The organism is Pseudoalteromonas sp. SG45-2 (assembly GCF_014164115.1).
Lineage (GTDB): Bacteria > Pseudomonadota > Gammaproteobacteria > Enterobacterales > Alteromonadaceae > Pseudoalteromonas > Pseudoalteromonas distincta.
Window position 1 is genome coordinate 32,212 of sequence record NZ_JACJEO010000031.1, and the last position, 11,977, is coordinate 44,188.

Consider the following 11,977-nt stretch of genomic DNA (forward strand, 5'->3'; position numbering starts at 1 on the left):
TGAAGTTGTACTAAATTGTAACCGGCGGGTTTTAAGGGATGAGAGGGGTTTATTTGTTAATTTATATGGGGTTAAGATAAATTAAAGTAACTCTTTTTAACTAAAAATATACAGCTGAATTTAATTTATTACGTACTTACTATTTGCATATAATGCAGTGGCTATAAATATAACGGTACAAATATAACGGTATAAATACAGCCCTAACCATTAGCTAACGGCAGTGTTACGGTAAATACTACACCATCACCTTGTTCGTTGTTTTGCGCGGTTACACTGCCTTTATGGTAATCGCACACCAGCCTTACAATATAAAGCCCTAACCCCAAATGTGGCTGTTGCTGCATTTGCTGGGTACGTACCGACACCATTGAATCAAAAATATGCTCAGTTAATCCTTCGGGTAACGCAGGGCCTGTGTTTCTCACTGTTAATGTTGCTTTATTTTCGCTCTGCTTAAGGCTTACATTAATAGCCGTATTGGCTTTGCTGAACTCCAGCGCGTTATTAATAAGTTTATCAAGCAGCTGAGCTATAAACTCCGGTGCACCTTGCATAGGTAATTTGTTTTGGCATACATCAAGCGTAAATAACTGGTGTGGGTAAGTAAGCTGATAGCCTTGCATGCAACCATTTATTACTTTTTGTAAATCAAAAGGCTCAGGCTCGTTGCTTTGAATACTTTGCTCAAGGCGAGTGGCTTCGCTCATGGTGGTTATTATTTTACCTAAGCGTTCAACGCCTTCACTGGCGCGGTCGAGGTATTTTTGGCTCTGCTCGTTCTGTGGCAAGCTTTGTAAGTTCTCGAGTGACGAGCGCACTACGGCAACCGGCGTGCGCAGCTCATGCGATAACCGCGACGACATATTTTCTAAGTAATCGGTATAGCCACCAAGTCGGCTCACAATGTTTGAAAAACTACGAGACAGATCCCCAATTTCATCGTTAGCATCGCTGTAATTAATACTGCCGGTAACACGCCCTTGTGCATCAATTGCTTGCTCAGCGGTATCGCGCAGCCGCCTAATTCGGTTTGATATACGTGAGGCAAAAAAGAACAAGGTGACAGTACCAATTAGCATCACAGCTAAAATAACGTTAAAGAGTTTTTCGAGCGATTTGTTACGCAGCGTACGTACGCCGTTTGTGGTTTCCTCTGCTATTACCGCGCCAATTACTTGGTCTTGAATCCAAATAGGGTAAGCGGCCGATAAAATAACGGCTTTACTGTCGGGTGTTAATCGCCAAGACGATGCAGGTTGTCCTTTTAATGCTTTCGCTAAATGTGTGCCCTGCATAGAAGCTACATCGTGCAGGGTATCTAAAAACTCATTTTCGGGGCGCGTTAATATTTTATAGTAAATTGGGTGTAAGTAATTTTGCTCAAAGCGCTGCCACCAAGTTTCAGGTGCTTTGTTAGCAAGTCCATCAGCCCATACGCCATCTGCATTTTGAATAGTACCCGATTGCGCAAGTACACGATGATGGTTATCAACCACCCAAATGCGGCTACCACTGTGGCCCATACCTTTTAAAATACGGCTAATTTCTGGGGAAGGGACTAATACCGAGCCCAAATCGTTTGGGTTATTTAAGTTTGAGGTTGACATTATTTTAGGCTCTAGCAATGCCTCTTTACTATCAATGTCAACAATAGCAAAGCCAAGTTTGTTGCCCAGCATGCTAATAGGAAAGCGCAGCTCTATGTTATAACCTGATTCGGTACTTTCAAAATAGCCCTGAATTTTAGTAAAAGGGGCTTTGGTATTTGCATCAAACGCATTAATCCAGCCGTCTTGGCGCGGCGCAATAATGTAAGTATTAAACTGGCCGTCAGGCGTTTTTAAACCAATTTGTAAATAATCGTTATTGGTAATACTTAAGCTATTTTTAGCGCGATAAATAAGAGTATTGTCGGTGACTTTAAATACGGCGTATAAGTAGTTATCAAACTTGCCAACCATATGATCAAACGATAAGTCACTGGCTTGATGTTTGTTATCTGTTTTTTGTAAGTAGCGCTTGTCGTAATGCCAAAATAGCGGTTGATAGCTGTCCCAATCGTTAAGTTTACCGTCGAGCTGAATAGGGTTTTTAAGATTATAAGCGTATAAATCGCGGCCTTTTACTACTTGGTCTAAAAAGTTGGTTTGCTCGTCAAATAATGCAGGGCGCTCATGTAATGCAGTAGCAAGTGCACGAGTGGTGCCTACGAGGGTTTTTTCTTGGCCTTGGCGTAAAAACTTTTCCATTTCCCATACGTACTCGTAGCCAAGCCACGGTAGCAAAAACAAAAAACATGAAAGTAATATAAATTTACTGCGCAGACCAAATCGTAGCATTAGTGTTGTTCCCAACGGTAGCCCATACCATACACGGTATCTATGCAATCAAAGGTGCTATCGATTGCTATAAATTTTTTACGAATACGTTTTACGTGCGAAGTAATAGTGCTGTCGTCTACATAAATTTTTGCATCGCTCATTAAATCGTTACGGCTTTTAACATGGCCTGGTCGCTGGGCAAGTGAATGCAGCATCCAAAATTCGGTTACGGTTAAATCAACTAATTGTTGCTGCCAAAATACCTGCATACGTTGCGTGTCGAGCGTTAACTGCCCGCGTGTTATGAGTGCATTTGCATCAGCGGGTTGTTCAAGTGCTTCCATGCGGCGAAATAGCGCACCAATACGTGCAGCCAAGTGGGCCAAGCTTATGTCTTTTGTTAGGTAGTCGTCGGCGCCCATGCGTAGGCCGCATACGGTATCTATTTCGCTATCGCGGGCGGTTAAAAAAATAATAGGCAGTGTTTTAGAAAGCGATCGCAATGTTTGGCACAGTAAAAAACCACCATCTATTTCATGGCCTAGGCCAATATCAACAATGGCTAAATCGGGCAGGGCATTTTTAAATTCAGCTTCAGCGCTAGCGCGATCGGCAAAGCCACTTACTTGGTAGCCCTGTGCACTCAACATTTCTATGTAGTTTTCGCGGATTGCGGGTTCATCTTCAACGATGGCTATTTTTTTCATCTTAATCATTATCCTATCGGCTCTGCTGTGCACTATATCGAAGTTTTTAAGCTAAGTACGCTTAAAAAGGCAATTGCCATTTTTTTGCCACAATTGCTCAGCAGTTTGCCATTTTTGATCCCCTTTGTTGCCACTTGAGCTTGTTTTAATAGGTCCATCAAAACAAAACATCACAAATTAAAAAGTAAGTTTAAGGATCAAATCATGAAGAAGACATTAATTGCGTTAACACTCGTTGCTAGCTTTTGTACTCCAGCAATTGCCTCAACATCTAACACGCCATCAAAAGAAGCCCATAAAGAAACGGCTATTGGTTTAGGTGCAGGCGCTATTATTGGCGGCGTAGTAGGCGGGCCAATAGGCGCGTTTATTGGGGCATTTGCCGGTGGTTTAATAGGTGATTCAAAAGTAGCTGATAACAAAATTGCAGAGCAAGAGCGTGCAATTACGGTTATGAAAGAAAAAACCAGCGATTACCAACACGTGCTTAACCACAACAATATGTTAGAGCAACAGCTAGAAGTGCTTGTCAATCAAAATGAGCAGTTAACTCAAGTTCAAATTAATAACTTATTGGCGATGACGGTGCAATTTAAAACAGGTTCAAGTGTTATTGCCCCGCATTTTGCACTGCAGTTAGACCAACTCGTTACCTTGTTAAACAACCAACCACAACTCGCACTTGATTTAAGTGGCTTTGCCGATCAGCGCGGCGATGAGCAAGCCAACCTTTTACTTTCTAAAGCACGTGTAAATGCCGTGCAAAGCTATTTAATAAAGCACGGTGTGAGCCATAAACGTTTAAGCACGCAGGCATTTGGCGAGCAGCAAACATTGGCTAACAGCAACACGGTGGAAGATAACTTTTTTGATAGACGCGTAACGCTTACCACTCGCTCAATGAATCCAGTAAATGGCCAAACGGCGAGTAACTAAATCTAACTGAATCTAAGTAAAACAAAGCGTTCGATGGAGTGATTTTATGTTGAGTAAACCAACCAAAATGCTTACTAAAGTAAGCATTTTTATATTCATAGCGATTGTGCTGTTAGCGAGCTTCAAAAGCCATGCGCAATCACCCAAGTTAGAGCTTTTTGATAGCAATGGTGCGCCAGCAGGCCCTGCAATAATATTAAAAAGCGACGCCAATATGACCTTAACTGGCCTGATTAATCATGTTGTAGTCACGCAAACCTATCAAAACGAAAACCCGTTTGCGGTTAATGCGCGCTACGTTTTTCCATTGCCTGATGAAAGCGCCGTACATGCCATGACTATGCGTATAGGTGAGCGAGTCATTAAAGGCCAAATTGATAAAAAGGTAGAAGCCGAAAAAAAATACGAGGAGGCTAAAAAAGCAGGTAAGCAAGCGGCCCTTGTACGCCAGCAACGCGCCAATATGTTTATTACGAATGTGGCAAATATTGGCCCTGGTGAGCAAGTAATTATTGAGCTTGAGTATCAAGAGATAATTGATTACAGCAGCGGTAAATTCGCTATTAGGTTTCCTACTACCATTACACCGCGTTATCACGCGATTAGTGGTGAAGTTGAGGTGAGTACTCAAAACCAAGCGTATGTTAACTCACTCCCAACGGGATGGTTAAGCCCTGTTTACAGTATTAAAAGCAGTAATCAAAATGATAACGTATCAAGCAGCCAATTTAGCTTAAACATAGATATAGACGTAGGCTTAGAGCTGGTGGATATCAATTCTAAATTTCACAATGTTGATGTGCTAAACACCGCGTTTGGACAATATAAAATAGCGTTAAATGAGACAAATGCAGTTAATCGCGACTTTGTACTTGAGTTTAAACCGCTGCAAAAAGAGCAAGCTCAAGCCGCATTTTTTACTCAGCAGTTTGAAAATGGTGACCGATACGGGCTTGCTATGCTAATGCCACCAGGGGATCACTTTACACAAACTCAACGCTTACCTCGCGAAATGGTATTTGTAGTTGATACGTCAGGCTCTATGCACGGGCAATCTATGGAGCAAGCTAAAAAAGCGTTGTTTTATGCACTTTCATTACTTGATAGCGATGACAGCTTTAACATTATTGGTTTTGACAACATAGTGACTCCAATGAGCGATAAACCACTTATAGCCAGTGACTTTAATTTACGCCGTGCAGAGCGATTTATTTATAGCCTAGAGGCCGACGGCGGCACTGAAATACAAGGTGCGCTTAATGCCGTACTTGATGGCAGCGAGTTTGATGGTTTTGTACGCCAAGTTGTATTTTTAACTGATGGCAGCGTAAGTAATGAAGATGCATTATTTAAAAATATTCAAGGTAAGTTAGGCGATAGCCGCTTATTTACAGTGGGTATTGGCAGCGCACCGAATAGCTTTTTTATGCGCCGAGCGGCAGATATAGGTAAAGGCTCATTTACCTTTATAGGCAGCACAAGCGAGGTGCAACCTAAAATGCAGCAGTTGTTTGATAAGCTTGCACATCCGGCTATTACTAATTTGGGGCTAAGCGATGAAAGCGGTAACAGCTTAGATTTTTGGCCGTCACCACTACCTGATTTATATTTTGGTGAGCCTATCATGGTCGCCATAAAACTTAATAATGCTAAAAATGTGGTACTTGCTGGGCAAACAGCACAAGGGCCTTTAAGTATTAAATTAAGTACACAAAATAGCTCAAGCGCTCAAGGTATAGCAAAACTGTGGGCGCGCCAAAAAATCAAGTCATTACTTTTATACAACGAGCAAAATACAGTTAAAGATGAAGTACAGGAGCTTGCGCTTACTCATCAATTACTTAGCCCGTTTACTGCTTTTATAGCGATTGAACAAACTCAAATAAAAGAAGTGGCAGAGCAAACGGCGCAAGCTACTAATGCAGTACCACAAGGTATGGCAATGCGTTTACCGCAAACCGATGGGCAAAGCAGGTTACATATATTACTAGGCTGTATTTTATTATTGGGATTTGGCGCCCTTAAAATAAACCGATCATTTAAATTAAGCAGGGCACGTAAATGAAAAAGTGGCTAAGCGTGGGCTTACTAATAGCTGGGCTTGGATTATTTGGTCACGGCGCTTATATGCAGGCAAAAGCATGGCTTGCTCAAGTATTAATTGAGCAAGCATGGCAAGAGGCGCTTAAATCACCAGGCACTAAAGTAAAACCGTGGTATTACGCCGACAGCTACGTGACTGCAAAAATTGATTGGCCAAGTCATAATAAAACATTAAGTGTATTGGCAGGAGCAAGCGGGCGTAACTTAGCGTTTGCGCCTAGCCAATTTTTACCCGCAGGGGAGCTGGGCGGAAAAGAGTTTGGAAACGAAAAAGGCGCGCTAATAGCAGGGCATAACGACACCCACTTTGCATTTTTACAACACGCCAAAGTGGGAGAGGCGTTTACTTTGCAACTGCAAAGTGGGGTGATTCAAAATTATAAGGTAACGGGGATTGAGGTTATTCATCAATCCCAAAACTCATTTTTACAAACACCTGGGCTGTATTTGCTTACCTGTTACCCTTTTGATTCACTTGCCTCGGGTACTGATTTAAGGTTGCTTGTATCTGCGCAAATGTCTTCGCCTGATTCGCTAAGCGGTATATCAACCACGAGTTCTTGATGGCGCTGGCTTACCATTACGCCAATAAATACCACAAATATGCTCAGCCATTGCCAAACGTTGAGCACTTCGCCCAAAATAATAGCTGACAAAATAAGTGTGAAAATAGGAATTAAATTAGAGTACGCAGCAGCGGTTAATACCGATACCTTGCTAATTGCATAGTTGTACATGCCATAGCCGCCAAGGGTTACACATGAGCCTAAATACAAAATGCTCATGAGCGCAGTTAAGTCGTGTTGATTTTCGCTTGGTAGGTCGATAAAAAATAAAAACGGCGCAAAAAACAAGCTGCCGCTAATACCTTGCAACGCAATTAAAGTCAGGGGCGAGTAGCGATTAGCTAAATGTTTAATACTTACGGTATAAAATGCAGCGCACACCATAGCCATAAGCTCTAAAAAGTTACCTAGTAACGGATTAGGTGCTTGGTCGGTACTTGGTGAAAGAAGCGTAAGTAAAATACTGCCGCCTATACACAGCGTAAAACCGACAACAATGGCTTTGCTTACATGCTCTTTAAGTAATACAAAGGCAAGCAACGCAATAATAATAGGCAAGCAAGAGACAATGACACCGGCCTGCGAGGCTGATGTGTATTCCATTGCATGGCCTTCAAATAAAAAGTATAAGCAAGGCTCAGCAAGCGACATACCCACTAAATACTTCCAGTCACCTTTTAAGTACTCAAACCGAATAACGTAGCGCCATAAACAAAGCGACAAAACTAACGTGGTGAGCATGCGTAAAAATATCACCAATGCAGGGTCGTAAATAGCAATGGCGTATTTCAGCGCAATAAAAGAGCTGCCCCATAAAAAGGTGGCAATAATTAAACATAAACTGGCAGGCATAGAGAGTAATTTACTTAATTTAATAAAATCAGATCCTAGCATGAAAATTTTTAACTTGTTCAAAAATACCGAGCTGGTATAAATTAATTCATCTTTAATTAATCAATAGTAAAAAGCACATGCAAAGGGAACAGGTAATAGTTGTAAAGCTTGGTACAAGCGTACTAACTGGCGGCACCGATAAGCTAGACAAAGCACATATGGTTGAATTAGTACGCCAATGCTGCGAGCTTAAAAAGCAGGGGCATCAGGTTATTTTAGTATCGAGCGGCGCGGTTGCTGCTGGGCGCGAACAACTATTAAAACCCTGTGGCAGAAGCTTAATTGATAAACAAATGCTTGCTGCAATTGGACAAGGTCAACTTATTCATATTTGGCAGAGCTTGTTTGCTTTATATGGGGTAAATGTAGGGCAAATGCTGCTTACTCGCGCTGATGTAGACGACAGAGAGCGCTACCTTAATGCCCGCGATACACTCAATGCGTTATTAAATTACGACGTTGTGCCCATCATTAACGAAAATGACGCAGTCGCTACCAGTGAAATAAAAGTAGGCGACAACGATAATTTATCGGCACTTGTTGCTATTTTGGCTAATGCTAATAAATTATTGCTACTTACCGATCAAGAAGGGTTATTTACCAGCGATCCTCGCACAAATGCCGATGCCACCCTCATTGGCGAAGTAACACATATAAACGATGAGCTGCGCCAACTTGCTGGTGGCAGTGGTACAAACTTAGGTACTGGCGGCATGGCAACCAAATTACAAGCAGCCGACATCGCAAGGCGTGCAGGCGTTGAAGTCATTATTGCTAAAGGCGCTGGTAAAAACGTTATTTTAAAATGTATGAGTGACGAGTTACCTGGTACACGCTTTTTAAAACTCACCGCCCCAAAAGATGGCCGTAAAAAATGGCTACTAGCTGGGCCTAAAAGTACCGGCCAAATTGTTATAGATGCAGGTGCTATTAGTGCCCTTCAAAATAAAGGTGCAAGCTTACTTGCTAAAGGCGTTACTAATGCATTTGGACGTTTTGAAAGAGGCGATTTAATTGATTTAATAGATACTAAAAATCAAGTAATTGCACGTGGCTTAACGCGTTTTAGCAGTACCGAGGTAAATAAAATCAAAGGCGCACATTCAAATCAAATAGGTGAGTTACTTGAATACGATAGTGGTGCAGAAGTATTGCATCGCGACGACTTAGTATTACTTTAATACCTATTCTAAAGGATTAGTTAATAAGTATTACCTCATAACTTAGTAAATTCATGAGTATTGTCTAGACTAATAAAAGTTTAATTAGTTTAGGCAGTGTAATGAAGGCAAATAAGTGTGGGCATGAATGGATTATTAAGCTTACCCAGCAAGAAGAGGAAAGTGATTTAGATAGCGCATTAATACAAATAATTGGCGACTTGCTCGAAGTTGATAATTTTGCCATTTACGTCAATAAAAATTTTTCAGCCCCCATACCCCCTACTCTTATAAATTCAAATAGTAATTTAGAGCAATTAAGCCCAGATGAAGCATCATTGTTATTACAAAAGGTCACTCAAAATAAAATTAGGGTGAGCTATGCCTTTAGTAGTACTACAAGTTACGTGCCTATTTATCATTTTGGAAAAGTAGTCGGCACTTTATTAATAGAAACCGAGCAAGAATTACCAGAACGAACAACTATGTTAGCTGTACATATTTTAAATATTTATGCTAATCAGCTTGGGCTATTATATAAGTCGCGGTTAGATCCACTTACAGAGCTTTTAAATAGGCAAACATTTGATAAAAAAGTAATTGAGATTGTATCGGGTAACGGTTTTTTGTTACCAAGAAATGATAACAATAAAAAGCGACGTTGGTATTTAGCTATTGCCGATATCGACAACTTTAAAAATATTAATGATAACTACGGGCATGTAATTGGCGATGAGGTTATTTTACTTGTTGCACGGCTACTAAAAAATAATTTTAGAATTGAAGACTATGTATTTAGGTATGGTGGTGAAGAATTTGCTATGTTATTTCAAGCAAAAACAGAGGGTGATGCACATGTTGCACTTAACCGGTTACGCCTTAATGTTGCCCAATACCCTTTTCCACAAATTGGCCAATTAACCATTAGCATTGGTTTTTTAGAGTTAGTGAGTATTGATACTGTATCGAGTATTGTAAACCAGGCTGATTTAGCGCTTTACTACTCTAAAAATACTGGTCGTAATAGAGTTACCTCCTACAGTGAATTAGAAGTTAATAACGAACCAAAGATAGATAACAGTATTGAGCTTTTTTGATTGTAAATTTGTGCTAAAATCTGGCTCCTTAAATTGTTGTAAGCAGAGCACAGAACATGAAATTAGTTCGTTGGTTTTTAGGTTGTATAATCTTATTCTTTAATTTTGTATTTACTCCTCGCAGTAAAAAGCGTGCAAGCGACGAGCAAGCACAGCTTGATCAGCAAACCTCACAATTTAAACTGTACCAATTTAAAGCATGCCCGTTTTGTGTAAAAGTACGCCGCGCTATTAAGCGCGAAGGCTTAAACATAGAAACGCGTGATGCAAAAAATAATGAGCAATATCGTCAAGAGCTTCTTGAGCAAGGCGGCAAAGTTAAAGTGCCTTGTCTGCGTATAGAGAAAAATGGCCAAGTACAATGGCTGTATGAATCAAACGATATTATTGCTTACTTAAACAAAGTAGCTGCATAAACCACTTTTATTATCTCACTTATTTAAAGAGAATTTACCATGACAATTCGCACCCGTGTTGCCCCGTCGCCAACTGGTGACCCGCATCTTGGCACCGCTTATATCGCCTTATTTAACTACTGTTTTGCTAAACAACAAGGCGGTGAATTTGTACTTCGTATAGAAGATACAGACCAAGTACGTAGCACGCCAGAGTCTGAACTTGCGATTATGGATAGCTTACGCTGGTTAGGGCTTGAGTGGGATCATGGTCCTGATGTGGGTGGCGAATTTGGTCCTTACCGTCAATCTGAGCGTAGCGATTTATATAAAAAATACGCGCATCAGTTAGTTGACGATGGTAAAGCGTTTTACTGCTTTGCAACAAGCGAAGAGCTTGATAAAATGCGTGAAGAGCAAATGGCAGAAGGCTTGCGCCCTAAATACGACGGTCGTGGTTTAAACCATACAGATGAAGAAATTAAAGCAAACTTAGCGGCAGGCAAACCTTACGTTATACGTATGAAAATCCCAAGCGAAGGCACATTTAAGTTTAACGACTACCTACGAGATGAAATTGAGATCCCGTGGGAAAACGTAGACATGCAAGTGCTTTTAAAAGCGGATGGTTTCCCAACGTACTTTTTAGCGAACGTAGTTGATGACCACCATATGCAAATTAGTCATATTTTCCGTGGCGAAGAGTGGATTAACTCAGCACCTAAGTTATTAAAACTTTACGAAGATTTTGGTTGGGAAGCGCCAGTACTTGGTCATTTACCATTACTACGTAACCCAGATAAATCAAAGCTATCTAAGCGTAAAAACCCAACGTCTATTAACTACTATAAAGAAATGGGTTACCTGCCAGAAGCCGTGCTTAACTACTTAGGTCGTATGGGTTGGTCAATGCCAGATGAGCGTGAAAAGTTCACACTTAATGAAATGATTGAAAACTTTGACATGAAGCGCGTATCGCTTGGTGGCCCAGTATTCGACGTGGATAAATTAAGCTGGTTAAACGGCATGTGGATCCGCGAAAATCTAACCGACGAGCAGTTAATTCAGCGCTTTGTTGATTGGAAGTTTAACGGTGAAATGTTAGCTAAAGTATTACCTGAGGCTAAAACGCGTATTAATACCCTTTCGGATATGGTTGAGCTGGCAGGGCACTTTGTAGGTGGTATTCCAACTTACGACCCTGCGCTATTAACAGCTGGTAAAGCAGACGAAAACGTAATACGCCAAGCACTACAATTTTTTGTATGGCAGCTAGAAGGCTTACGTAGCTTTGATAAGCCCGCTATTTTTGCAATTGCAAAAGAAGTGGCTACATTCCACGAGCTTAAAATTAAAGACTTTTTAGAGCCAATTTTTGTCGCAATTACAGGCAAAACATCAAGTACGTCAGTGCTTGATGCAATGGAAATATTAGGCTCTGACTTATCACGTGCTCGTTTACGTGTTGCACTTGCTCATTTAGGTATTTCTAAAAAGCAGGCTAAAAATATAGAGCGTGCGTACCGCGAATACCCAAGTGCATAATTACTAAAATGCACTTATAAAAGCCGAACTTAGTAAAATAAGTTCGGCTTTTTTGTTTCAGGCTGTTTAGCTATATGACATCGTATTTTGATATTGTTTAGCCTAATACCAATCTGCTTATATACGGGGTCTATTTAACGTTAAGAAAATTACGCTAGAACTAGGCAAAAATTTTTATATCTAGTTGTTCTAAATAAAAAATTTTTAACGACGTTATAGTGCAATTTAATTCGTTAAATTGATCAAAGAT

Annotated in this window: 10 protein-coding genes; 7 read left to right on the forward strand and 3 right to left on the reverse strand. The window is 40.7% G+C overall.

The features are described 5' to 3' along the window. Window positions 1–203 precede the first annotated feature (203 nt). Both pdsS and pdsR read right to left on the reverse strand, forming a co-directional pair. The gene (gene pdsS, locus H5116_RS18400) at window positions 204–2,342 is read right to left on the reverse strand and encodes a proteobacterial dedicated sortase system histidine kinase (RefSeq protein ID WP_182716795.1); all 2,139 of its coding nucleotides are present in this window, start codon (window positions 2,340–2,342) and stop codon (window positions 204–206) included. Continuing rightward, window positions 2,342–3,031: a proteobacterial dedicated sortase system response regulator gene (gene pdsR / locus H5116_RS18405; RefSeq protein WP_182716796.1), complete on the reverse strand. Its 690-nt coding sequence runs from the start codon at window positions 3,029–3,031 to the stop codon at window positions 2,342–2,344. Before pdsR ends, pdsS begins: the two co-directional genes overlap by 1 nt. 204 nt (window positions 3,032–3,235) lie before the next feature. On the opposite strand from pdsR, the gene pdsO reads away from it, so the two are divergent. Genes pdsO through H5116_RS18420 form a run of 3 tightly spaced genes read left to right on the forward strand, consistent with a single transcriptional unit; the run spans window position 3,236 to window position 6,634 of the window. Then, entirely contained in the window at window positions 3,236–3,967 is a 732-nt protein-coding gene (gene pdsO, locus H5116_RS18410; RefSeq protein ID WP_182716797.1) for a sortase-associated OmpA-like protein PdsO, read from the forward strand. A gap of 46 nt (window positions 3,968–4,013) precedes the next feature. Further along, entirely contained in the window at window positions 4,014–6,032 is a 2,019-nt protein-coding gene (locus H5116_RS18415) for a marine proteobacterial sortase target protein (RefSeq protein ID WP_182716798.1), read from the forward strand. Then, on the forward strand, window positions 6,029–6,634 hold the full coding sequence (locus H5116_RS18420; RefSeq protein ID WP_182716799.1) for a class GN sortase: 606 nt from the start codon (window positions 6,029–6,031) through the stop codon (window positions 6,632–6,634). The genes H5116_RS18415 and H5116_RS18420 overlap by 4 nt, the downstream gene beginning before the upstream one ends. Here the strand turns inward: H5116_RS18420 and H5116_RS18425 are convergent. Next, window positions 6,529–7,488, reverse strand: a complete 960-nt coding sequence (locus H5116_RS18425; protein WP_182716802.1) for a DMT family transporter — start codon at window positions 7,486–7,488, stop codon at window positions 6,529–6,531. The genes H5116_RS18420 and H5116_RS18425 overlap by 106 nt on opposite strands. Before the next feature lie 119 nt (window positions 7,489–7,607). Here H5116_RS18425 and proB point away from each other — a divergent pair, with 119 nt between their 5' ends. The 4 genes from proB (at window position 7,608) to gltX (ending at window position 11,727) form a co-directional block, all read left to right on the forward strand. Next, window positions 7,608–8,711: a glutamate 5-kinase gene (proB, locus tag H5116_RS18430; RefSeq protein WP_024597326.1), complete on the forward strand. Its 1,104-nt coding sequence runs from the start codon at window positions 7,608–7,610 to the stop codon at window positions 8,709–8,711. A gap of 101 nt (window positions 8,712–8,812) precedes the next feature. Continuing rightward, complete coding sequence (locus H5116_RS18435; RefSeq protein WP_182716800.1) at window positions 8,813–9,787, forward strand: GGDEF domain-containing protein; 975 nt, start codon at window positions 8,813–8,815, stop codon at window positions 9,785–9,787. Between the two features lie 56 nt (window positions 9,788–9,843). Further along, complete coding sequence (locus H5116_RS18440; RefSeq protein ID WP_002961611.1) at window positions 9,844–10,203, forward strand: glutaredoxin domain-containing protein; 360 nt, start codon at window positions 9,844–9,846, stop codon at window positions 10,201–10,203. Window positions 10,204–10,242: 39 nt separating this feature from the next. Further along, window positions 10,243–11,727 (forward strand): glutamate--tRNA ligase, encoded by a 1,485-nt coding sequence (gltX, locus tag H5116_RS18445; protein ID WP_182716801.1) that lies wholly within the window; start codon window positions 10,243–10,245, stop codon window positions 11,725–11,727. Window positions 11,728–11,977: the final 250 nt, after the last annotated feature.

What these genes read in the sequence shown, in the direction of transcription:
- pdsS (WP_182716795.1), bottom strand. Translation starts at nt 2,342, where the DNA reads ATGCTACGATTTGGTCTGCGCAGTAAATTTATATTACTTTCATGTTTT.
- H5116_RS18435 (WP_182716800.1), top strand. Translation starts at nt 8,813, where the DNA reads ATGAAGGCAAATAAGTGTGGGCATGAATGGATTATTAAGCTTACCCAG.
- H5116_RS18440 (WP_002961611.1), top strand. Translation starts at nt 9,844, where the DNA reads ATGAAATTAGTTCGTTGGTTTTTAGGTTGTATAATCTTATTCTTTAAT.
- H5116_RS18415 (WP_182716798.1), top strand. Translation starts at nt 4,014, where the DNA reads ATGTTGAGTAAACCAACCAAAATGCTTACTAAAGTAAGCATTTTTATA.
- H5116_RS18420 (WP_182716799.1), top strand. Translation starts at nt 6,029, where the DNA reads ATGAAAAAGTGGCTAAGCGTGGGCTTACTAATAGCTGGGCTTGGATTA.
- pdsO (WP_182716797.1), top strand. Translation starts at nt 3,236, where the DNA reads ATGAAGAAGACATTAATTGCGTTAACACTCGTTGCTAGCTTTTGTACT.
- H5116_RS18425 (WP_182716802.1), bottom strand. Translation starts at nt 7,488, where the DNA reads ATGCCTGCCAGTTTATGTTTAATTATTGCCACCTTTTTATGGGGCAGC.
- pdsR (WP_182716796.1), bottom strand. Translation starts at nt 3,031, where the DNA reads ATGAAAAAAATAGCCATCGTTGAAGATGAACCCGCAATCCGCGAAAAC.
- gltX (WP_182716801.1), top strand. Translation starts at nt 10,243, where the DNA reads ATGACAATTCGCACCCGTGTTGCCCCGTCGCCAACTGGTGACCCGCAT.
- proB (WP_024597326.1), top strand. Translation starts at nt 7,608, where the DNA reads ATGCAAAGGGAACAGGTAATAGTTGTAAAGCTTGGTACAAGCGTACTA.